We start from the raw sequence: 22,449 nt of genomic DNA, 5'->3' as shown, positions 1-22,449 counted from the left end.
GTGCGCGAACCGCCGCGGGGATGGGAGCTGGTGTGATCAGGGTGATGCGGTGTGTGGCCGGTGCGGCGTGTGCGGCGGCCGTGCTGGTGCCCGCGGGTGGCGCCGGGGCACATGATGCGGCCACCAGTCTCGTCTTCACCCGGACCGAACCCGATCGCGCACCGCGGACCGTCACGCTGACCTGTGATCCGGTCGGTGGCACACATCCGGATTCGGCGGGGGCCTGCGCATATCTGGCTGACGGCGAGCTCGAGCTGCCCGATTCGGATGCGAGCGTCCGGTGCGTGCGGTACTACCCGGTCGAATTGCGGGCCCACGGCACCGTGCACGGGACGCCGGTCTCGGTGGAACGCACCTACGGCTGCCGGGTTCCCGATCTGCCGGCCCCCTGGCAGTTCTGAGTCGTGATGACGGTGCGCACCGATCATCCGATCGTCACTGCGATTCTCGACCGTCACCGTGACGAGCTGGGAATGGATCTGGTCACCTACCGCAACCACGTGCTGCGGGGGATGAACTATCACGGCCTGCTGTTCGGCGCGGAGCTTCCCGATGCCGCCGTGCTGGCCTGGACCGTCCACGATCTGGGGATCTGGACCGCCGCGACCTTCGACTACCTGGAACCCTCGGCGGCGCTCGTGGACGAGTACGCGGCCATCGCCGGGGTCGTCGACATCGGCGCGGCGCGGCGGATGGTGCTCGACCACCACCGGCTGCGGGGAGTCGGTGACCGGCTCACCGAGACCTTCCGGCTGGCGGATCGGATCGACGTCAGCCATGGCCTGCTGCGGTCCGGGCTCACGCGCGATGCGGTCCACACGATCGTCGCGGCGCTGCCGTATCACGGGTTCCACGCGTTCCTGCTGCGTGCGGGATCGGGATGGGCGCTGCGCCATCCCGGCCGCCCGCTGCCCATGCTGCGCTGGTGAGCTAGCGGGTCAGCCAGATCGCGCTGTTGGGCGCGAGGGCCAGCACCGCGGAGCAGGGGCGCCCGTGCCACGGTTCCTCGGTCGCGTCCACGCCACCGAGATTGCCGATGCCGCTGCCGCCGTAGCCGGTCGCGTCGGAGTTGAGGATTTCCCGCCAGCGGCCCCCGGTGGGCAGGCCGATCCGGTAGCCGGGCTGTTCGATACCGGAGAAGTTGAACACGCAGGCCACCACCGAGCCGTCGGTGCCGTAGCGCAGGAAGGCCAGGACATTGGCGATGTGGTCGTCGGCCTCGATCCACGCGAAGCCGCCGGGTGCGGTGTCCTGGGTCCACAGCGCGGGATGGGCGCGATAGGTGGTGTTGAGGTCGGTGACCAGCCGGCGGATCCCCTCGTGCAGGGGGTTGGCCAGTTCGTCCCAGTCCAGGCCGCGATCGTGTGACCATTCGCGGAACTGGCCGAATTCCTGGCCCATGAACAGCAGCTGTTTGCCCGGATGGGCCCACAGGTAGGACAGCAGCACCCGGACTCCGGACGCCTTGGCGAAGTCGTCGCCCGGCATCCGGGTCCACAGTGTGCCCTTGCCGTGGACGACCTCGTCATGGCTGATCGGGAGCAGATAGTTCTCACTCCACGCGTACACCGCGGAGAAGGTGATCTCGTTGTGGTGCCAGCTGCGATGGACCTGATCGTGGGCCAGGTAGCCGAGGGTGTCGTTCATCCAGCCCATATTCCATTTCAACGTGAAGCCGAGACCGCCGACATCGGTGGAGCGGGTCACGCCGGGCCAGGTGGTGGACTCCTCGGCGATGGTGACCACGCCCGGATGTTCGGTGTGGATCGCGGTATTCATCTCACGCAGGAAGGCGACGGCTTCCAGATTCTCCCGGCCGCCGTGGATATTGGGCTCCCAGCCGCCCGGTGGTCGCGAGTAGTCCAGATAGAGCATGGAGGCGACGGCGTCGACACGCAGTCCGTCGATGTGGAACTCCTCGATCCAGTACCGCGCGTTGGCGACCAGGAAGTTGCGGACCTCGTTACGCCCATAGTCGAAAACGTAGGTGCCCCACTCCAATTGCTCGCCGCGGCGTGGATCCGGATGTTCGTAGAGCGGTGTCCCGTCGAAGCGGGCCAGCGCCCACTCGTCGCGGGGGAAATGGCCGGGAACCCAGTCGAGGATCACGCCGATACCGCGGCTGTGCAGATGGTCGACGAGGGCGCGCAGATCGTCGGGGGAGCCGAAGCGTGCGGTCGGAGCGTAGTAGGAGGTGATCTGGTAGCCCCAGGAGCCGCCGAAGGGATGTTCGGCGACGGGGAGCAGCTCGACATGGGTGAATCCGAGTGCGGCAACGTATTCCGCGAGTTGTTCGGCGGCGGCCCGGTAGTCGGTGCCCGGCCGCCACGAGCCCAGGTGCAGTTCGTAGATGCTCATCGGCGCACGGGTGGGGTCGAGGGCGGCGCGGGCGCTGCACCACTGCCGGTCGGTCCACTCGAATGCACTGCGGGTGACGACCGAGGCGGTGGCGGGCGGGACCTCGGTGGCGAAGGCCAGGGGGTCCGCGTGGTCGGTGGTGCGTCCGTCGGCGCCGTGGATCCGGAATTTGTACCGCGCTCCCACCGGTACGTCCGGGACGAACACCTCCCAGATCCCCGCGGAGCCCAGTCGGCGCATCGGCGTGCTGGTACCGCCCCAGCTGTCGAAATCGCCGAAGACGGTGACGCCGCGCGCATTCGGTGCCCATACCGCGAACGAGGTGCCGGTCACGTCCCCGTCGAGGGTGGTGTAGCGGCGGGGATGGGCGCCGAGGACCTCCCACAGTCGCTGGTGGTGTCCCTCGCCGATCAGATGTAGATCCAGCTCGCCGAGAGTCGGCAGGAACCGGTATCCGTCGGCGGTCAGCACCGTCCGGCTGCCCGGATACGACACCACCAGGCGGTAGTCCCACAGCTCCTCGAATCCGACCACACCTTCGAAGACGCCATGGCCGATGTGGTGCAGCGGATGATCGGTATCGCCGATCCGCGCGCTCACCGAATCGGCATGCGGGCGAAGAGTTCTGATCACGGTGCCGCCGCGATCGGGATGGGCACCCAGGACGGTGTGCGGGTCGTGGTGGGTGCCGGCCGCCAGGAGCATGAGGTCGCGCCGATTCATCGTCGCGACCACCCGCCCGCGACGGCGGTGATCATCGGAACGTCCGGCGATAGGCTAGTTCGGTGCGCTCGGCCGCGGCGACGGCCGGCAGGACGAGGATGTGCGCCGGTGCCCGCACCGGATCCAGCCGCACGTAATTGGTTTGGGCCCAGTGATATTCCTCACCGGTGATGTCGTCGCGAACCGTCGGATGATCGTGCCACTCGCGTCCGATGGCGGGCAGATCGAGCGAGACCATGCCGTCCTCCGCTCCGAACGGGTTGAGGTTCACCACGATCAGGACGGCGTCGCCGGAGCCGGGATCGACCTTCGAGTAGGCCAGCAGTGCGGGATTGTCGACATGATGAAAGGTGATGCAGCGCAACTGCTGCAGTGCCGGATGCGCCCGCCGGATCTCGTTGAGCCGGGTGATGAACGGTTCCAGGGATTCTCCGCGCGCGGCCGCCTCGGCGAAGTTGCGCGGGCGTAACTGGTATTTCTCCGAGTCGAGGTATTCCTCGCTGCCGGGGCCGGCGGCCTGATGCTCGAACAGCTCGAATCCGGAGTACATGCCCCAGCTCGGGCCCATCGTCGCCGCCAGGGTGGCGCGGATCGCGAACATGCCCGGCCCGCCGTGCTGCAGGCTCTCGTGCAGGATGTCGGGAGTGTTGACGAACAGGTTGGGCCGGGCCTCATCGGCCTTGGCGGCGAGTTCGCGGGCGAAGTCGGCCAGCTCGTGGGCGGCCGTGCGCCAGGTGAAATAGGTGTAGGACTGCGAGAATCCGCGGCGGGCCAGTCCGTAGAGCCGGGCCGGGACGGTGAAGGCCTCGGACAGCAAGATCACATCGGGATCGATGCGGCGGATCTGCGCGATCAGCCACTCCCAGAAGTCGGCGGGTTTGGTGTGCGGGTTGTCGACCCGGAAGATCGTGACGCCCAGCCCGATCCAATGCCGGACCACGGCGAGCACCGCGGCGTACAGGCCGTCGGGATCGTTGTCGAAGTCCAGGGGATAGATGTCCTGGTACTTCTTCGGCGGATTCTCCGCGAAGGCGATGGTGCCGTCGGGCAGGGTGGTGAACCACTCCGGGTGCTGTTCGACCCAGGGATGGTCCGGTGCGCACTGCAGGGCCAGATCCAGTGCGACCTCGAGTCCCAGTTCGGCTGCGGCGGCGACGAATTCGGCGAACTCCGCGTCGGTGCCCAGCAGGGGATGGACCGCGTCGTGGCCCCCCTCGGCCGAGCCGATCGCCCACGGCGATCCGACATCGCCGGGCTCGCAGGTCAGAGAGTTGTTGGGGCCCTTGCGATTGACCGTGCCGATCGGATGGATCGGCGGCAGGTACACCACGTCGAAACCCATGGCGGCGATGCGGGGAAGTTCGCTTCGGGCGGTGGCGAAGGTGCCGTGCACCGCGGCGCCGTCTGCGTCGCGGCCGCCGCTGGAGCGGGGAAAGAACTCGTACCAGGAACCGACCAGCGCTCGGCGTCGCTCGACCAGGACGGTATGGGCGGGTCCGCGGGTGACCAGGTCGCGCAGTGGTGCCGCCCGCAGGATCTCGCCGACCTCGGCGCTGAAGGCGGGTGCGACTCGGGCCGGGAGCTGGGCATCGCCGCGCAGGGCGGTTGCGGCGGCGCGGAGTTTCTCCCACTGACGTTTGGGGACGGCCTGCGCGGCTCGATCGAGGAGGCGGGCACCGAGTTCCAGATCGTTGGCCAGATCCGTGGCACTCTGCCCGACGGCCAGTTTCGCCTCCACCGCGGCGCGCCATCCAGCGATCGGATCGGCCCAGCCCTCCACGCGAAAGGTCCACCGTCCCGGGGTGTTCGGAGTGAAGACGGCGTTGAACACGTCGGGTTCGAATTCCGGTGCCATCCGAATGCGCTGGGTGCGCCCGCCGGCGGGCCCACGCACGGCCAGGGTGGCCGCGACCGGATCGTGTCCCTCGCGCCACACCACCGCCCGCACGGGGAACACCTCGCCGACCACGGCCTTGGCCGGGTACCCGCCCGGTACGGCCGGGGCGGTGTCATCGATGGCGATGCGACCGGTCACCCGGACAACCGTACCGGCAATGCCCCGGCGAATACGCGGTGGCGCGATTGCGGGAGCGGGGTGGTCGTGACAGACTTTCCGGGGCGTTGGTTCCGCTTCGAGACCGGTGTCGTTTCGGTGCGTACGGTGGACTTGTCCGCGGCAGCAGAAGGGAATCTCGCATGACGGCAGTGCAGGGGCAGACGGTAGAGATCACGACACCCGACGGTGTAGCCGACGCGTACGTCACCCATCCCGCGGACGGCGGGAAACACCCCGGCGTGCTGCTGTACATGGACGCATTCGGACTGCGCCCGGCGCTGCGCGCGCTGGCCGACGACATCGCCGCGGCGGGTTACACGGTCCTGGTGCCCAATGTGTTCTATCGGCGCGGGCGGGCGCCGATCGTCGAGCTGCCGGAATTCATCGACCCGGGGCAGCGGCCGGACCTGTTCGGCACGATCCTGCCGGCCATGCACGAGCTCACTCCGGAGCTCGTGGCCCGCGATGCGGGTGCCTACCTGGACTGGTTGCAAGGTTTCGAGCACACCGCGCACGGCCCGGTCGCCGCGGCCGGATACTGCATGGGCGGGCGCCTCGCGCTCTACACCGCGGGCGCATTCGGTGACCGGATCGCGGCGGTGGCCGGATTCCACACCGGGGGTCTGGTCGTGGACGGGGCCGACAGCCCGCATCTGGCTGTCGAGAAGGCCACGGCGGAAATGTATTTCGGACATGCCGATCAGGATCGATCGCTGCCGCCCGAGCAGATCGAGAATTTCGACAAGGCGCTCGCCGCGGCCGGACTGCGCTACCGCACCGAGGTCTACGCCGGGGCGCATCACGGTTACACCCAGTCCGACACCGCCGACTACAACAGTGCGGCCGATGAGCGGCATCGGCGCGAACTGCTGGCGCTGCTCGACCGCACCCTGCGCGGATAGCCGCTTACGCTCCAGGTCAGCGGGTTCGGCGGGCGAAAACCGGCGTGTAGGGTCTAACCGGTGAAGGCATTGCGTCGATTCACCGTCCGTGCCCATCTGCCGCAGCGGCTCGCCGCCCTCGGCGAGCTGGCCGCCAATCTCCGGTGGTCGTGGCACGGGCCCACGCAGGATGTGTTCGCGCGGCTGGATCCCGAGCTGTGGGTGCGGGTGGGCCGCGATCCGGTGCGGATGCTGGGTGAGGTCGCCGCCGACCGGCTCGACGAATGGGCGGGCGATTCGGACTATGTCGTGACCGTCGATGCCGCCGCGGCCGATCTGCAGGACTACCTCAGCCGTCCACGCTGGTTCGGTGAGCACGCCGCGGCATCCGGGACGCCGGTGCTGGGCGGGATCGCGTACTTCTCGATGGAGTTCGGTGTCACCGAGGTGCTGCCGAATTACTCGGGCGGGCTGGGGATTCTGGCCGGAGACCACCTCAAGGCCGCCTCGGATCTGGGGCTGCCGCTGATCGGGGTCGGGCTGCTGTATCGATCCGGATACTTCCGGCAATCGCTCACCGCCGACGGCTGGCAGGCCGAACGCTATCCCGACCTCGATCCGCAGGGATTGCCGCTGCGGCTGCTGACACAGGCGGGCGCGCCGGTGCTCGTCCACGTGCCCATGCCCGAGGGGCGGGTGTTGCGGGCTCAGGTGTGGATCGCGCAGGTGGGGCGAATCCCGTTGCTGCTGTTGGATTCCGATATCGCCGACAACGATCCCGAGTTGCGGGCGGTGACCGATCGGCTGTACGGCGGCGATCAGGACCATCGCATCAAACAGGAGATCCTGGCCGGGATCGGCGGAGTGCGCGCGGTGCGCGCCTACACCCGGGCGCGTGGTCTGCCCGATCCGGACGTGTGGCACATGAACGAGGGGCACGCCGGCTTTCTCGGGATCGAGCGGATTCGCGAATACATGTCGGGCGGAATGGATTTCGATTCCGCGCTCACCGCTGTCCGGGCGGCGACCGTGTTCACCACCCATACGCCCGTTCCGGCGGGGATCGATCGGTTCGCGGCCGCCCTGGTACGCCGTTACTTCGGGGGGACCCACGGGGATCGCGAATCTCCACTGCTGCCGGGTATCTCGGTGGATCGGATCCTGGCGCTGGGGCGGGAGGCGGATCCGTCGGTGTTCAACATGGCTCATCTGGGTTTACGACTTGCCCAGCGCGCCAACGGAGTGTCGAAGTTGCACGGCGAGGTCAGCCGGGCGATGTTCGCGCCGCTGTGGCCGGGGTTCGATGTGGCCGAGGTGCCGATCGGATCGGTCACCAACGGGGTGCACGCGCCGACCTGGTCGGCGCGTGAGTGGATCGACGCCGCGGCGCGAGCGACGGGCCCGGCGGAGGCGGCGCGCGTGACCACGGATGGCCCCGGTAGCGCCGCCATGGATACCGCGCGGGACGTGGCCGGGCCGGAGCTGGTCGCCGAGGCACGGGGCTGGGAACAACTGCGGGAAGCGGATCTCGACGAACTGTGGTCGATCCGCACGACGCTGCGCGCCGAACTGGTCGCCGAAGTGCGCCGCCGGGTGCGCGAATCGTGGCTCGAACGCGGTGCCGCGCCGGCCGAATTGGGCTGGGTGGAACAGGTTTTCGATCCCGATGTCCTCACCGTGGGTTTCGCGCGGCGCGTGCCCACCTACAAGCGGCTCACCCTGATGCTGCGTGATCCCGACCGCCTGCGGGCGCTGCTGCTCGATCCGGTGCGCCCGGTCCAGCTGGTGGTGGCGGGTAAGAGCCACCCCGCCGACGACGGGGGCAAGGCGCTCATTCAGCAGGTGGTGCGCTTCGCCGACGATCCGGCGGTGCGCCACCGCATCGTGTTCCTGCCCGATTACGACATGTCGATGGCCCGCTACCTGTATTGGGGTTGCGATGTGTGGCTGAACAATCCGCTGCGCCCGCTCGAGGCCTGCGGGACCTCGGGGATGAAGGCGGCACTCAACGGCGGGCTGAATCTGTCCATCCGCGACGGCTGGTGGGACGAGATGTACGACGGCGACAACGGCTGGGCGATTCCGACGGCGGACGGGGTTCGCGACGAACACCGGCGCGATGATCTGGAGGCGGCCGCGCTCTACGAGATGCTGGAACGCTCGGTCCTGCCGCGCTTCTACGAACGCGACGATCCGGGCCTGCCCACGCGCTGGCTGGAGATGGTCCGTCACACACTGCGGACGCTCGGCCCCAAGGTGCTGGCCTCGCGGATGGTGCGGGATTACACCACCGGCTACTACTTTCCGGCCGCGGCATCGTATGCGGCGGTGGCGGCGTCGGATTTCGCCGGGGCGCGGGAGCTGGCGGAATTCCGGCGCCGGGCCGATGCGGCCTGGCCGCAGGTCAAGGTCGTGCAGGTCGACAGTTCGGGCCTGTCCGATATTCCGGTGATCGGTGCCGAGCTGTCGCTGCGTGCCCGGATCGATCTCGCCGGCCTGTCACCCGCGGAGGTCGAGGTGCAGGCGGTACTGGGCCGGGTCTCCTCCGATGACGAGCTGATCGATACCGTCGTCGTCGAGATGGCACACACCGCAACGGATTCGGGCACCGAGCTGTACACGGTGACCACGCCGGTGCCGCGGTCGGGGGCCGTCGGTTACACCGTGCGGATTCTGCCCCGGCACCGATTGCTCTCCGGCGCCGCGGAACTGGGGCTGGTCGCTGCCGCGAGTCCGTAGACCACTGGGATTTCGCAAGGTGCCGGTAAGGCCGGCAGCCCATGCTGTGACACGTGACAGCATGGACCGGAGGTGCCCGATGAGTGCCGACATCGCCGTATTCGAGGAGACCGGGCAGCTCGCGGTGCTCGACATCGACGTGGTGGCGCCGCTGCGGATCGAGTCGTCCACATTGCTGGCGCTCGTCCCCGAAGTGCTGGTCGACGGCATGCTGGTCGCTCGTGGCTGGGGGCATTGGGCGGTTCCCGTACCTCCCGGCCGGCACGACGTGGGGATCCACATCAATCGGTTCGGTGCCCTGCTGCATCCCGCGCGGCTCACGGTCGATACGGCGGCGGGTGCGCGCACCCCGGTGCACTACCGGATGCCGGTCGGCTCCTTCGCCTCCGCGCGGATCGGCACCACACCCCAGCGGGCCGGTGGTGGTGGCGCGCTGGTGGCGGTGATCCTGTTCCTGGTGGGGGTGATCCCACTGGGCCTGGTGACATTCATGGTCCTGGCCCTGCTGCTCATCTAGCCGCGCCGTCGTGCGCCGCGTGTCAGCTCGGATGAATGGCACGGCGGGGGCGGGGACCGATACGGTTTTCCCACAGTCGGTCGGTCCGGGCGAGGGTGGAGCACAGCTATGAGTATCGACGTCCTGTCGCGTTCCGGTCGGCGCCTCGATCGCTACTTCGGCGTCTCCCGCCTCGGGTCGACGATGAGGCGCGAGTTGATGGCCGGCACGGTGACCTTTCTGGCGATGTCCTATGTGCTGGCGGTCAATCCCTCGGTGCTGGGCGATCACGGGCAGCTCGGTTCGCGTGGCATCCCCACTCAGGCGGTCTTCACCGCGACCGCGGTCGCCGCGGTCGTCGGCACCCTGGTGATGGGGGTGTGGGCGCGGTATCCGATCGCGCTGGCGCCGGGTATGGGGCTCAATGCCTTCTTCGCCTATTCGGTGGTGCTCGGGATGGGGATCGACTGGCAGGTCGCACTCTCGGGAACATTGCTGTCGGGGATCATCTTCTTCGTTCTGGCGGTCACCCGGATTCGGGAGAAGATCATCGATGCCATTCCGCTGCAGCTCAAACTCGCTGTCGGCGCGGGAATCGGGATGTTCGTGGCCTTTCTCGGTCTCAAGAACGCCGGGGTGGTGGTCTCGGATCCGGCGACCTTCGTCCACCTGGGCGACTTCACCGAGGGCACCACGCTGCTGGCGCTGTTCGGCCTGGTGGTGACCGTGGTGTTCCTGGTGCTGGGCTGGCACGGCGCGGTGCTGTACGGAATCGTCTGCACCACCGTGGTGGGAATCGTCAGCGGCCTGGTGCATCTGCCACATCAGGTGGCGGCGTTGCCGCACGGACTGGATCAGACCTTCGGGCAGGCGATCGTCAATCTGCCGCACGCCTTCACCGGTCAGATGGCGATCGTCGTGCTGACCATGCTGTTCGTCGATTTCTTCGATGCGTCCGGCACCCTGATCGGGATCGCGAACCAGGCCGGGCTGCTGGGCGCCGACGGCAAACTGCCGCGGGCGGCGCAGGCGTTCGCCGCCGATTCGATCGGCACCGCCGCGGGCGCGGTGATCGGTACCTCGACCACGACCGCCTATGTCGAATCGACCGCCGGGGTCAGCGCGGGCGGACGGACCGGATTGACCGCGGTGTCCACCGCGGGCTGGTTCCTGATCGCCATGTTCTTCTTCCCGGTTTTCGCGGTGGTCGCGGATGTGCCCGCGGTGACCGCTCCCGCTCTGATCGTCGTGGGTGTGCTGATGTCGCGGGCACTGGGTGATATCGACTGGAGCAGGCTCGAATACGCGATTCCCGCATTCATCACCGTGATCATGATGCCGCTGACGTACTCCATCGCCAACGGGATCGCGATGGGCCTGACGTTCTATCCGATCGTGATGGTGGCGCGCCGCCGGGGTCGTGAGGTGCATCCGGTGATGTGGGTACTGGTGGCGATCTTCCTCTCGTACTTCTTCTTTCTCGCCGATTAATCGCGGGCGGCTCCCTCGTCTACGGAATAAGTGTTGAACCGTGCTCGGTTGGGCCCCGTGGTACCAATCGGACCGCGGTCCGTTTTGTTTCGCACAACTAACGAGTGAGGACCATGATCATGACCGCCGAGACCGAGACCCGCACCGCCCGCCCGTTCGAGTTCCGCATCGCGGCCGATGTCGCCGCGGCCGATGTGGGCCTGTTGCTCCTGCGTGTCGTCTTCGGCGGCCTGTTGTTCGTGCACGGAACCCAGAAGTTGTTCGGCTGGTTCAACGGGTACGGCCTGTCCGCGACGGCCCAGGGATTTCAGCAGATGGGCTACGACCCAGGGAAGTTCTTCGCCACCCTGGCGGGGTTGTGCGAGGCGGTCGGCGGTGGCCTGTTGTTCCTCGGCCTGCTGACGCCGCTGGCGGCCGCGATCGTGCTCGGCACGATGATCAATGCGATGAATGTGACCTGGTCGGGCGGGCTGTCGGGATATGAATCCGCACTGCTGTTCGCGGTGGTCGCGGTGGCGCTGGGCTTCACCGGTCCGGGCCGGTTCTCGCTGGATCACGGTCGGTTGTGGCAGCGTCACGGGCTGGTGTGGGGTGTGGGCGCGGTCGTCGTGGGAGTGGTCGCCGCGGTGGTGACCCTACTGGTCAAATAGCGCGTGGAACGGAGAATCCCCACGTCGCGAGCAGGGGGCGCGACGTGGGGATCGTGACATATCCGATGGGGAATTGGGGGTTCATCGGACATACCGCCCGCCAATGTACTTCCGAATGGTAGTTATTTCACAGTTCATGTGCGGCGTGTCACGTATCTGGTTCAGTTTTCCGCTGCCGCGCTGAGCCGGTGCAGTGCCTTCAGGACGACTTCGGGATCGGAGGTCTCCCAGTACGGCGGCAAGGAGGCCCGCAGGTATCCGCCGTAGCGCGCGGTGACCAGGCGCGGGTCCAATATCGCGATCACGCCCCGATCGTTCACACTGCGCAGCAGCCTGCCGGTGCCCTGGGCGAGCAGTAGCGCGGCATGGTTCGCGGCAACGGCGAGGAAGCCGTTCCCGCCGCGTGATTGCACGGCCTGCTGCCGCGCCACCAGCAGCGGATCGTCCGGACGTGGGAACGGAATCCGATCCAGGATCACCAGGCTCAGCGACGGCCCGGGAACGTCGACTCCCTGCCACAGCGACAGGGTGCCGAACAGCGAGGTCGCCGGGTCTTCTGCGAAGCGCCGGACCAGGGTGCCGGTGGAGTCCTCGCCTTGGCACAGGATCGGGGTGTCGAGGCGTTCGCGCAGGATTTCGGTGGCGGCCTTGGCGGCGCGCATCGAAGAGAACAGGCCCAGGGTTCGTCCGCCGGCGGCCTCCACGAGACGCTGGATCTCGTCCAGGTACGCCGGGGCCAGTCCGTCGCGACCGGGCGCGGGAAGGTGCCCGGCGACGTAGAGAATTCCCGATTTGGCGTGGTCGAACGGCGAACCCACATCGAGGGAGTTCCAGCGCATCGAGCCGGTATCGGAGGGTGCCTCGGCGCCGTTGGCCAGATCCGGGTCCACGCGGCGAATGGAATCGGCGGGTTCACGGGTGCCGGTCGTGTGCGGTGGCAGGCCCCAGGTCGCGGCCAAGCCGTCGAAGGAACCGCCGACCTGCAGGGTGGCGGAGGTCAGGACCACGGTCGAGGCTCCGAACAGTCGGTTGCGCAGCAATCCGCCCACCGACAGCGGTGCCATGTGCAGCGTGCGCCGTGCGACCCCGCGCACCTCGTCCACGGCCAGCCACAGCACATCACGCCGGGCCGCAGCATCGGGTTCCTCGAAGGCCGTCAGCGCGCGGACGGCCGTATCGTGCACCTCCTCGATCGCCGCCACCGCCATGTTGCGGGCCGCCGCGGCCTCCGGATCACCTTGCGGCGCACTGGAACCGGGCGGTGCCAGAGCGGTCCGGACGGTCCACGCGGCATCGCGCAGCAACGCGAGTACCTGGGTGCCACCGGGCGGCAGATCGGCCCAGCGGCCCGGCGGAAGATCCTCGAGCAGCTCGTGCCAGGCCTCCGCGGCACCCTCGAGCCGATCGAGCTCTCCCTCGTCGACGAGTTTGGTGCAGCGTTTGGCCGCCGCGGTGATGGTGGCGGTGGACAGTTCCGCCGTGGCCACGCCGGTGACTCGGTCGACCAGTTCGTGGGCCTCGTCGATGACCACCACATCGTGTTCGGGCAGCACCTGGATACCGCTGATGGCGTCGATGGCCAGCAGCGCGTGGTTGGTGACCACCACATCGGCCTGCCCGGATTCGGCGCGTGCGCGTTCGGCGAAACAGTCGGTGCCGAACGGGCAGCGCCCCTTGCCCAGACATTCGCGGGCCGAGACGCTGACCTGACGCCACGCCCGATCGGTGACGCCGGGGACGAGTTCGTCGCGGTCGCCGGTCTCGGTGTCGGAGGCCCATTCGTTGAGCCGCTGCACCTCACGGCCGAGCCGGGAGATGGCGAACGCGTCGAACAGTTCGGTTTCCGGTGGCTCGTCCGGAGCGATGCTGTTGATCTTGTGCAGGCACAGATAGTTGTTGCGGCCCTTGAGGATCGCGAACCGGGCACGCCGGCCCAGCGGCTTCTCCAGGGCCTGGGCCAGCCGGGGCAGATCGCGGTCCACCAGCTGGCGCTGCAGGGCGATGGTCGCGGTGGACACCACCACCGTGCGGCCGCTCTCCACCGCGTGTCGCAGGCTCGGCACCAGGTACGCCAGTGACTTGCCGGTGCCGGTTCCGGCCTGGATGGCCAGATGCTCCTTGGTGTCGATGGAATGCGCCACCGCGGCCGACATGGTCTGCTGACCGGTGCGCGCCGTACCGCCGAGCGCTTCCACGGCGGTCGCCAACAGGGTCGGTACGGGCGGGAGTTCTGGCACGAAGGCAGACTAGCGCCCCGCCCCGACAACCTGGCCGACCGGCGGTGCCGGCGGATCGCGAACGTCGCGTTCGCCGACCGGCGGCGCCCCCAAGCTCGCCGGTCCGCTCGGTAGGGTTGCGGTAGCCCGCGCGGGTGCGGGCGCGAGGAGGTTCAGGTGGAGCCGGACTATCGCACGTGGGTCGCCGGGGGATCGCATCTCGAACTGGGTGGTCACCGAATCTTCCACCGCCAGGACGGTCCGGCCGGTGGCCGGCCGGTCACGCTGCTGCACGGATATCCGACCTCCTCGCACGACTGGGTTCCGGTACTGCCGGCACTCGTCGAATCCGGTTGCCGGGTGACGACACTGGACTTTCTCGGTTTCGGCGCCAGTGACCGGCCGCGCGACCACGACTACCGGCTGACCGAACAGGCCACCCTCGTCGAACGGCTCTGGGAGCGACTGGGCATCACCGACACGGCACTGGTGGCACACGACTACGGGGTGAGCGTCGCGCAGGAGCTGCTGGCTCGCGACAGTGCGCGCGTGGTTCGCACCGCCTGGTTGAACGGTGGCCTGTACCCGGACCTGTACCGCCCGTTACCGATTCAGCGCCTGATGATCTCACCGGCGGGCAAGCTGCTGGGGCCACTCATGTCGGAGCGGACATTCCGTCCTTCGTTGCGCCGCATCCTCGGCCGCCCGGTCGCCGACGCGGACCTGCATCAGATGTGGCTGGCACTGTCGGACAACGGTGGCCGCCGGGTGCAGTGGGGGCTCAATCGCTATCACGCGGAGCGGCGTGCCCATGCCGAACGTTGGCAGCGGTCTCTCGAATCCTATTCCGGCCCCATGCTTTTCGTCTGGGGTCCGGCCGATCCGATCAGTGGCGGGCATCTACTGCCGCGATTGCGTGAACGGCTACCGCACGCCCGGTTCGAGGTCCTGGACGCCGCACCGGCGACCGGGCACTATCCGCAGGTGGAGAACCCCACGGCGGTCGCCGCCGCACTCACGGAATTCCTGGGGAGCGATCGGCACGGGTGACGTCGTGGAGCCGTCCCGAATTCAGGACCGGGTGCGAATCACCGGTTGTCGTCCGCCGCGGGCAGACTGCCGGACAATTCCACCCCGGCCGCGCGGAGCCGGTCCAGGGCGATGTCCACCGTCGCGGGGGAGACCGCCGCGGTGAGATCCAGCAGCACTCGGGTCGACAGTCCGGCTTCGCGGGCATCGACGGCGGTGGCGCGGACACAGTGATCGGTGGCGATACCACAGATATCCACGCTGTCGATTCCCTTGTCGCGCAACCATTGCGCCAGTTCGGCCGAGTTCTCGGCGAAACCCTCGAATCCGGAATAGGCGGCACTGTAGGCGCCTTTGGAGAACACCTCCTCGACGGCGGAGACGTCCAGATCCGGATGGAAATCCGCACCGGGCGTACCGACCCGGCAGTGCGGCGGCCAGCTGTCCACATAATCGGGCCGATCGGAGAAATGGGCGCCCGGATCGATGTGGAAGTCGCGGGTGGCGGCCACGGCGGCATAGTCGCCGGCGTGTGCGGCCAGGTGGTCGCTGATCCGTCTCGCGACCGCGGCACCACCGGTGACCGCGAGGGAACCGCCCTCACAGAAATCGTTCTGCACATCGACGACGATGAGTGCTCTGCTCATGTCCCCACCTCGTTCCGCGACGACCGCCTCGTATTCATTGTACGAACGTCGTGGGCACGGCCGGTTCGCCCGCCGACAGCTTCAATCCCTCCCACGGCAGGCTGATCAGCCCGCGCGACACCAGTTCCCGCGAGGACGCCAGCGGCGGTGAATCGGCGGCAGGTTCGCCCGCGCGGATCAGCGGGACCAGCAGATCCCGAACCTGGTGACCGTTGCCGCCGGGCCGCGGTGAACCGGCTGGATACACGATCTCCTCCACGATGGTGCCGGTGCCGCGCGACAGGCGCACCGCACGCTTGGTGCCGCCGCGCGACTGTTTGTGGCTGCTGCGCTTGGCGACCGGGACCCCCTCGACCTCGACGAGTTTGTAGACCATCCCGGCTGTCGGCGCACCTGAACCGATGACCAGTGAGGTGCCGACGCCGTAGACGTCGACCGGTTCGGCGCGCAGTGCGGCGATCGCGTACTCGTCCAGGTCGCCGGAGACCACGATGCGGGTCCGGGTGGCGCCGAGTGCGTCGAGTTGCTCGCGCACCTGCCGGGCCAGTACGCCCAGATCGCCGGAATCGATACGCACACCGCCCAGTTCCGGTCCGGCGACCTCGATCGCCCGCGCCACGCCGGCGGTGATGTCGAAGGTGTCGACCAGCAGTGTGGTTCCGATTCCGAGTGTATCGATCTGGCTGCGGAAGGCGGCCGCCTCGTGTTGCCCGTCCGATCCGCTGTGCAGCAGGGTGAAGGCGTGCGCGCTGGTGCCCGCGCCGGGAATTCCGTAGCGCCGCACCGCTTCCAGATTCGAGGTGGCGTCGAAACCGGCCAGATACGCGGCCCGGGCACAGGCCGGTGCGGCTTGTTCGTGGGTGCGGCGCGAACCCATTTCGATCATCCGGCGCCCGGCCGCCGCGCTCACCATCCGCGCCGCCGCGGCGGCGATCGCGCTGTCGTGGTTGAGAATCGACAGGATCAGCGTCTCGAGCACGACGCATTCGGCGAAGGTGCCGCGTACCGACAGAATCGGTGATCCCGGAAAGTAGAGGTCACCCTCGAGGTAGCCGTCGATATCGCCGCCGAAGCGGAATTCGCGCAACCAGGTCAGCGTCCGCTCATCCAGGAAACGGGCCGCGACGGCGAGTTCCGGTTCGCCGAACCGGAAGTCCCGCAGTGCGGTGAGCAACCGGTCGGTACCGGCGACGACGCCGTAGCGACGACCATGCGGCAATCGTCGAGCGAATACTTCGAAGGTGCACTGCCGCTGCGCCGAACCGTCGGCCAGGGCGGCCGCGAGCATGGTGAGCTCGTACTGGTCGGTCAGCAGGGCTGTGCTCACGCCGGTAGCGGAGGTGTCCACGCGGTCACTGTAGACATACCGGCCGGACGGTGGGTGGCGTGGTGCCGGATGCTCGAGCGCCCGGTCGGCGCGGGTGTTGTTTATTCGGAGTCGAGTCGTACTCTGAAGGTTATGGGTCTGTGCATGAGAGACGCTGTCCGGATCGCAGCCGGTCCGGCCGGCGCGAACCAGGCGGCGGCGCGAGCGACGGGCCCGCAGGACACGGCGGCGGCCGGACCGCGCGGCCGGGTGTGCGTCGCGACCGCAGCGTTGTCGGCGGCACAGGCCACGCCGGAAGCGGTCGAGTCCACCGAGATCCTGGAGGCCGAGGACCGGCCGTGGGTCACCGTGGTCTGGGACGACCCGGTGAATCTGATGCACTACGTCACCTACATCTTTCAGAAGCTGTTCGGCTACAGCAAAGCCAAGGCAACCGAATTGATGCTGCAGGTGCACAACGAGGGTAAGGCGGTGGTGTCGTCGGGGTCGCGGGATCGGATGGAGCACGATGTGCAACGTCTGCATGCCGCGGGACTCTGGGCGACCATGCAGCGTGACGAGTGACGGCGGCGGCTACGGTAGCTCCGTGCGCAAGTGGAGCAGGAAGAACTCGCTGAGCGGGCTCAAGCTGCGGTCGGAGATGGACCCGCGGGAAGCCGATGTGCTGCGTTCGCTCGTCGGGGCGGTCACCGGGCTGCTCACCGACCGAGCCGGCTCGGCCCCCGAAGACGACCTCGCGGCGCTGACCGGCCTTCGTACCGGTAACAGCACACCGCCCGAGGACCCGAGGCTGGCCCGGTTGCTGCCCGAATTCCACCGCAAGGAGCCCGGCTCCCCGGACGCCGATCGCGCCGACATCAACAGCGCGCTGCGTAGTCTGCACGAACCCGAGATCATCGATGCCAAGGTGGCCGCGGGCACGGTCGTCCTCGAGACGCTGCCCGAGCGCGGCGGCAAGATCGTGCTCACGCCGGAACAGGCCGATGCCTGGCTCAATGCTCTCAATGATGTGCGCCTGGCATTGGGCACCGCACTGGGGATCGATGCCGATACGCCGGACCAGCTCGACCCGGAGGATCCGCGCGCACCCCATCTGGACGTCTATCACTGGCTCACCTGGATGCAGGATTCCCTACTGCACGCCCTCGCGCCCTGATCTCGCGAACCGGCGCCCTTCTCGGGAGGAACTGTGAATTCCACTGCGGGACCCCGTAATTCGATCACCGACGTGGCGGGAGTGCTGGTCGGCCACCATCATCGGCTCGATCCCGGCGCCACGCTCGGCGCCGGCGCCGCGACCGGCTGCACCGTGGTCCGGGTTCCCGGCGGTGCGACGGCCTCGGTCGATGTGCGCGGCGGGGGACCGGGAACCCGGGAGACCGATCTGCTCGATCCCGGCCACACCGTCCGGCAGGTGCACGCGGTACTGCTCACCGGTGGTAGCGCCTACGGCCTGGCCGCCGCCGACGGTGTGATGCGCTGGCTGGAGGAACACCGCGAGGGCATTCCGATGGACCCGGCCGATCCGGCGCGGGTCGTGCCCATCGTGCCCGGTGCGGTGATCTTCGATCTCCCGGTCGGGGCCTGGGACATCCGGCCGGACGCCGAATTCGGTTATCGCGCGACGGAATCGGCGAGCGACACCGTCGAGCGTGGCAGTGTGGGTGCCGGAGCGGGCGCTCGCGCGGGGTCGATCAAGGGCGGAATCGGCACGGCCAGTGTGCGTTTCACCGACGGCGCGGCAGCCGGACACACCGTGGGCGCCCTGGTGGTCGCCAATCCGGTCGGTTCGGTCTTCGACCCGCGGACCGGACTTCCGTGGGGTGCGGGAACCGACGGCCCGGATCGCTTCGGGCTGACACCGCCGACCACCGAGGCGCTGGCGAGGGCGAACGCGCTGCCGGTGAAGGGCACGGTTCTCAACACCACCATCGGTGTGGTGGCCACCGACGCCGCGTTGGATCCGGCGGGCTGCCGCCGGTTGGCCGTCACCGCGCACGACGGCCTGGCCCGCGCGATTCGACCCGCGCACTCCCCGCTCGACGGAGACACCCTGTTCGCCCTGGCCACCGGTGCGGGGGCGCCGGAAGCGAACAGTGCGCTCCCACCGGCCTTTCCGCCGGATCTGCTGCTGCTCGACGAGTTGTGCACGGCGGCGGCGGTCTGCGTGGAGCGCGCGATCGTGGACGCGGTGCTGCAGGCGCGGCCGGTCGCGGGGATACCGTCCTACCGGGAACTGTTCGACCGCTGAGTCCCGCGCCGCGCATCCCTATACCAGGGGCCGGTCGGCCGGTGGTGGGGAATAGCCGAATATCGTGGGCCGTTGACGGCAGCGATGGTTCCCACGGGGCGGTCGTTGCCACGTGCGTGAGTGGAAGGATGCGAACAGTGCTGGTGATCAGGGCCGATCTCGTGGATGCGATGGTCGCGCACGCCCGTGCCGATCATCCCGACGAGGCGTGTGGTGTGATCGCCGGTGCCGAGGGTTCGGATCGTCCGCGACGTTTCGTGGCGATGATCAACGCCGAGCGCTCGCCCACCTTCTACCGGTTCGACTCCGGTGAGCAGTTGCGGGTCTGGCGCGAGATGGACGATCGCGACGAGGAACCGGTGGTGATCTACCACTCGCACACCGCCACCGAGGCCTACCCCAGCCGCACCGACATCTCGTACGCCTCCGAGCCCAACGCCCACTACGTGCTGGTGTCGACCCGCGACCCCGAAGAGCACGAGCTGCGCAGCTACCGGATCCTCGACGGTGTGGTCACCGAGGAACCCGTTCAGATCGTGTCCGCGTATCCCGAGGACTGAGCCCGGCGTCCACCGGAGTTCCGGTGGACCCGACCCGAAGAAACAGGAGTACCCATGTCGGTAACCGTGTCCATCCCGACCATCATGCGCACCCTCACCGGAGGTGAGAAGCGGGTCCAGGCGACCGGTTCCACCCTCGCCGAGGTGATCGGCGATCTGGAGACCAACTTCCCCGGTCTCGAACAGCGCCTGCTGTCCGACGGCAAGCTGAACCGCTACGTCAACATCTATGTCGACGACGAGGACGTGCGTTTCGCGGGCGGCCTCGCGGCCGAGGTCCCGGCGAACGGGTCGGTGACCATCCTGCCCGCCGTCGCCGGAGGCGCCGCGGACCACATCGCCGCCGGTCCACTCGACCGCTGATCCGTCGTGGCACGTTACGAATCGCTGATCGAGACCCTCGGCAACACCCCGCTGGTGGGTCTGCGGACCCTGTCGCCGAAGTGGGACGGTGACGACCATGTGCGGTTGTGGGCCAAGCTCGAGGACCGCAATCCGACCGGTTCCATCAAGGACCGCCCGGCATTGCGGATGATCGAGGAGGCCGAGGCGAAGGGCCTGCTGCGACCCGGATGCACGATTCTCGAGCCGACCAGTGGTAATACCGGGATCTCGCTGGCCATGGCGGCCAAGCTCAAGGGGTATCGCCTGGTCTGTGTGATGCCGGAGAACACCTCGGTCGAGCGGCGGCAGCTGCTGACCATGTTCGGTGCCGAGATCATCGACTCCCCGGCCGCGGGCGGGTCGAATCAAGCGGTGGCCCGGGCCAAGGAGATCGCTGCCGAGCACCCGGACTGGGTGATGCTGTACCAGTACGGCAACCCCGCCAATGCCGAGGCCCACTATCGGGGCACCGGGCCGGAGATCCTGGCCGATCTGCCCGAGATCACTCATTTCGTGGCGGGTCTGGGTACCACCGGCACCCTGATGGGCACCGGCCGCTATCTGCGCGAGCACCTCGCGGACATCCAGATCGTCGCCGCCGAACCTCGTTACGGTGAACTGGTCTACGGCCTGCGCAACATCGACGAGGGCTTCATTCCCGAGCTCTACGACGAAAAGGTGCTGACCTCTCGCTTCTCCGTCGGACCCTACGATGCGGTACGCCGGACCCGGGAACTGGTTCTCGAGGAGGGCATCTTCGCCGGCATCTCGACCGGCGCGATCCTGCACGCCGCCCTCGGGGTGGGCGCGAAGGCGCTGCGCGCGGGTACCCGGGCCGATATCGCGTTCGTGGTCGCCGACGGTGGCTGGAAATACCTGTCGACCGGGGCGTACGACGGAACTCTGGAAGAGGCGGAGGAGCGGCTCGAAGGCCAGCTCTGGGCTTGATGGAACCGGTTGGGCGTGGCGCCGTGGCGGTACCCTCGAAATCATGAGGGGCCGGTCGGTCCCGCCAGGAGGTGATGGCCGTGGCCGAGCAGATGGGCGCATCCTTCGATCCGGATCGGATCGCGGCGCTGCGTGCCCAGCTGGAGAAGTCCGCGCAGGCACCGGCGGGTTCGAGCGTTCCGCCCCAGCCGGTCCCGCCCGCCGCTGCGCCGGCCGAACCCGGCCGGACGGCCGCACTGAAACTGTTGTGGCAGCGCGCGATTGCGATGACACTCGCCTTCGTCGCACTGCTGTACGCGATCGAGGGCGTGGATTCGGTCACCTCACACGACCTGGATCAGGCGGGTGTGAAGCCGCGCACCGCCGCGGGGCTGGATGGCATCCTGTTCGCCCCGGTCCTGCACGCGAACTGGGCGCATCTGCTCGGCAACACGCTGCCGGTGATCGTACTGGGGCTGCTGACCCTGCTCACCGGTATCGGGCGCGGGCTGGCCGCCACCGCCGTCATCTGGGTGGTGGCCGGAATCGGTACCTGGCTCACCGGAGCCTCCGGCTCGTTGCACCTCGGCGCATCGGTTCTGGTGTTCGGCTGGCTCACCTATCTCATCTCCCGCGGGCTGTTCACCCGCAACCTCTGGCAGATCGGGCTGGGCCTGGTCGTGGGCCTGCTCTACGGTTCGATTCTGTGGGGTGTGCTGCCCGGACAGCCCGGAATCTCTTGGCAAGGCCACCTTTTCGGCGCGTTGGGTGGATTGCTGGCCGGCTGGGTACTCTCCTCGAATGAACGTCGCCACCGTCGCGGGGAGAGTGCCGGCCGCCTCGCATCGTCGGGGTGACCGCGGAACTCGGCCGGCGATTTGGGGGATCCCCAGTTGAGCGATAATGCAGCGTGGCAGCATGGGGGAATGCGCCTCACCGTCCTCGGGTGTTCGGGCAGTGTGTCCGGCCCGGATTCCCCTGCGTCGGGCTATCTCCTGACCGGTCCTGACATCACCCCCACCGTGATCGATTTCGGACCGGGTGTGCTGGGCGCGCTGCAGCGCCACCTGGATCCGGGTGAGGTCGACATCTTCCTGACCCACCTGCATGCCGACCACTGTCTGGATATGCCCGGACTGCTGGTGTGGCGGCGTTATCACCCGAATCCGCCGAGCGGGAAGGCGATCGTGCACGGCCCGTCGGATTCGGCGCTGCGGATCGGTAACGCCTCCGCGGAGATCGGCGGCGAATGCGACGACTGGTCGGACGTGATCGACATGCGGGCGTGGGAAGAGGGGCGGGAGGTCCCCTTCGGCTCGGGCAACACCGTCCTGGCCCGCCGGATGTACCACCCGCCGGAGTCCTACGGCCTGCGGATCACCACGGCCTCCGGCCGGGTTCTGGTCTACACCGGCGATACGGCGTTGTGCGATGCGGTCTTCGAGCTGGCGCAGGGCGCCGACATTCTGCTGTCGGAGGCGTCGTGGACCCACGACCCGGCCAATCGGCCGCCCGGAATCCACCTTTCGGGTACGGAGGCCGGAATGATCGCCGCGCGTGCGGGTGTCGGCGAGCTGCTGCTGACCCACATCCCGCCGTGGACCTCGCGCGAGGATGTCATCGCCGAGGCGAAGGAGCAGTTCAGCGGCCCGGTGCATGCGGTATCGCCCGGTGAGGTCGTCGAAATCTGACTCCCGCACACCGTCCGGGCAGA

Annotated in this window: 21 protein-coding genes; 16 read left to right on the top strand and 5 right to left on the bottom strand. The window is 68.3% G+C overall.

Annotation, left to right across the window (positions count from 1 at the left end; genetic code table 11):
* The first annotated feature begins 32 nt into the window (after nucleotides 1–32).
* Together AB0L57_RS28720 and AB0L57_RS28715 are read left to right on the top strand one after the other, a co-directional pair.
* A complete protein-coding gene (locus AB0L57_RS28720; protein WP_364968591.1) occupies nucleotides 33–401 on the top strand; it encodes an SSI family serine proteinase inhibitor in 369 nt (122 codons plus the stop codon).
* Nucleotides 402–407: 6 nt separating this feature from the next.
* On the top strand, nucleotides 408–929 hold the full coding sequence (locus AB0L57_RS28715; protein WP_364968588.1) for a hypothetical protein: 522 nt from the start codon (nucleotides 408–410) through the stop codon (nucleotides 927–929).
* A 1-nt stretch (nucleotide 930) separates the two neighbouring features.
* Here AB0L57_RS28715 and glgB read toward each other — a convergent pair whose 3' ends face one another.
* Together glgB and AB0L57_RS28705 are read right to left on the bottom strand one after the other, a co-directional pair.
* Entirely contained in the window at nucleotides 931–3,081 is a 2,151-nt protein-coding gene (gene glgB, locus AB0L57_RS28710; RefSeq protein WP_364968585.1) for a 1,4-alpha-glucan branching protein GlgB, read from the bottom strand.
* Nucleotides 3,082–3,112: 31 nt separating this feature from the next.
* Nucleotides 3,113–5,116 (bottom strand): maltotransferase domain-containing protein, encoded by a 2,004-nt coding sequence (locus tag AB0L57_RS28705; protein ID WP_364968581.1) that lies wholly within the window; start codon nucleotides 5,114–5,116, stop codon nucleotides 3,113–3,115.
* 161 nt (nucleotides 5,117–5,277) lie between these two features.
* Here AB0L57_RS28705 and AB0L57_RS28700 point away from each other — a divergent pair, with 161 nt between their 5' ends.
* The 5 genes from AB0L57_RS28700 (at nucleotide 5,278) to AB0L57_RS28680 (ending at nucleotide 11,394) form a co-directional block, all read left to right on the top strand.
* Nucleotides 5,278–6,039: a dienelactone hydrolase family protein gene (locus AB0L57_RS28700; RefSeq protein WP_364968578.1), complete on the top strand. Its 762-nt coding sequence runs from the start codon at nucleotides 5,278–5,280 to the stop codon at nucleotides 6,037–6,039.
* A 60-nt stretch (nucleotides 6,040–6,099) separates the two neighbouring features.
* Nucleotides 6,100–8,757: an alpha-glucan family phosphorylase gene (glgP, locus tag AB0L57_RS28695; RefSeq protein WP_364968575.1), complete on the top strand. Its 2,658-nt coding sequence runs from the start codon at nucleotides 6,100–6,102 to the stop codon at nucleotides 8,755–8,757.
* 79 nt (nucleotides 8,758–8,836) lie between these two features.
* The gene (locus AB0L57_RS28690) at nucleotides 8,837–9,274 is read left to right on the top strand and encodes a hypothetical protein (protein ID WP_364968572.1); all 438 of its coding nucleotides are present in this window, start codon (nucleotides 8,837–8,839) and stop codon (nucleotides 9,272–9,274) included.
* Between the two features lie 108 nt (nucleotides 9,275–9,382).
* Nucleotides 9,383–10,744 (top strand): NCS2 family permease, encoded by a 1,362-nt coding sequence (locus AB0L57_RS28685; RefSeq protein WP_364968569.1) that lies wholly within the window; start codon nucleotides 9,383–9,385, stop codon nucleotides 10,742–10,744.
* A 119-nt stretch (nucleotides 10,745–10,863) separates the two neighbouring features.
* Nucleotides 10,864–11,394, top strand: a complete 531-nt coding sequence (locus AB0L57_RS28680) for a DoxX family protein (RefSeq protein ID WP_364968566.1) — start codon at nucleotides 10,864–10,866, stop codon at nucleotides 11,392–11,394.
* Between the two features lie 161 nt (nucleotides 11,395–11,555).
* Here AB0L57_RS28680 and AB0L57_RS28675 read toward each other — a convergent pair whose 3' ends face one another.
* Nucleotides 11,556–13,631 (bottom strand): ATP-dependent DNA helicase, encoded by a 2,076-nt coding sequence (locus AB0L57_RS28675; protein WP_364968563.1) that lies wholly within the window; start codon nucleotides 13,629–13,631, stop codon nucleotides 11,556–11,558.
* A gap of 156 nt (nucleotides 13,632–13,787) precedes the next feature.
* Here AB0L57_RS28675 and AB0L57_RS28670 point away from each other — a divergent pair, with 156 nt between their 5' ends.
* Complete coding sequence (locus AB0L57_RS28670) at nucleotides 13,788–14,660, top strand: alpha/beta hydrolase (protein WP_364968560.1); 873 nt, start codon at nucleotides 13,788–13,790, stop codon at nucleotides 14,658–14,660.
* 38 nt (nucleotides 14,661–14,698) lie between these two features.
* On the opposite strand, the gene AB0L57_RS28665 is transcribed toward AB0L57_RS28670, so the two are convergent.
* Complete coding sequence (locus tag AB0L57_RS28665; RefSeq protein WP_364968557.1) at nucleotides 14,699–15,286, bottom strand: nicotinamidase; 588 nt, start codon at nucleotides 15,284–15,286, stop codon at nucleotides 14,699–14,701.
* A gap of 34 nt (nucleotides 15,287–15,320) precedes the next feature.
* Nucleotides 15,321–16,634, bottom strand: coding sequence for a nicotinate phosphoribosyltransferase (locus AB0L57_RS28660; RefSeq protein WP_364968554.1), 1,314 nt, complete (start codon nucleotides 16,632–16,634; stop codon nucleotides 15,321–15,323).
* Between the two features lie 249 nt (nucleotides 16,635–16,883).
* Between AB0L57_RS28660 and clpS the strand changes: the two genes are divergently transcribed.
* The 8 genes from clpS (at nucleotide 16,884) to AB0L57_RS28620 (ending at nucleotide 22,426) form a co-directional block, all read left to right on the top strand.
* A complete protein-coding gene (gene clpS, locus AB0L57_RS28655; RefSeq protein WP_364968627.1) occupies nucleotides 16,884–17,177 on the top strand; it encodes an ATP-dependent Clp protease adapter ClpS in 294 nt (97 codons plus the stop codon).
* Between the two features lie 22 nt (nucleotides 17,178–17,199).
* Nucleotides 17,200–17,769, top strand: a complete 570-nt coding sequence (locus AB0L57_RS28650) for a DUF2017 domain-containing protein (protein WP_364968551.1) — start codon at nucleotides 17,200–17,202, stop codon at nucleotides 17,767–17,769.
* Nucleotides 17,770–17,802: 33 nt separating this feature from the next.
* Complete coding sequence (locus AB0L57_RS28645) at nucleotides 17,803–18,864, top strand: P1 family peptidase (RefSeq protein ID WP_364968548.1); 1,062 nt, start codon at nucleotides 17,803–17,805, stop codon at nucleotides 18,862–18,864.
* A 137-nt stretch (nucleotides 18,865–19,001) separates the two neighbouring features.
* Nucleotides 19,002–19,424 carry a M67 family metallopeptidase gene (locus tag AB0L57_RS28640; protein ID WP_364968545.1) on the top strand — a complete coding sequence of 141 codons (423 nt, stop codon included), beginning with the start codon at nucleotides 19,002–19,004 and terminating at the stop codon, nucleotides 19,422–19,424.
* 54 nt (nucleotides 19,425–19,478) lie between these two features.
* A complete protein-coding gene (locus tag AB0L57_RS28635) occupies nucleotides 19,479–19,787 on the top strand; it encodes a MoaD/ThiS family protein (protein ID WP_364968542.1) in 309 nt (102 codons plus the stop codon).
* 6 nt (nucleotides 19,788–19,793) lie between these two features.
* Complete coding sequence (locus AB0L57_RS28630) at nucleotides 19,794–20,756, top strand: cysteine synthase (RefSeq protein WP_364968539.1); 963 nt, start codon at nucleotides 19,794–19,796, stop codon at nucleotides 20,754–20,756.
* Nucleotides 20,757–20,830: 74 nt separating this feature from the next.
* Entirely contained in the window at nucleotides 20,831–21,592 is a 762-nt protein-coding gene (locus tag AB0L57_RS28625) for a rhomboid family intramembrane serine protease (protein ID WP_364968536.1), read from the top strand.
* Between the two features lie 69 nt (nucleotides 21,593–21,661).
* A complete protein-coding gene (locus AB0L57_RS28620) occupies nucleotides 21,662–22,426 on the top strand; it encodes a cyclic nucleotide-degrading phosphodiesterase (protein WP_364968624.1) in 765 nt (254 codons plus the stop codon).
* Nucleotides 22,427–22,449 lie beyond the last annotated feature (23 nt).

It is taken from the genome of Nocardia sp. NPDC052254, from assembly GCF_040679495.1.
Classification (GTDB): domain Bacteria; phylum Actinomycetota; class Actinomycetes; order Mycobacteriales; family Mycobacteriaceae; genus Nocardia.
This window is presented reverse-complemented; position numbering and strand designations above follow the sequence as displayed.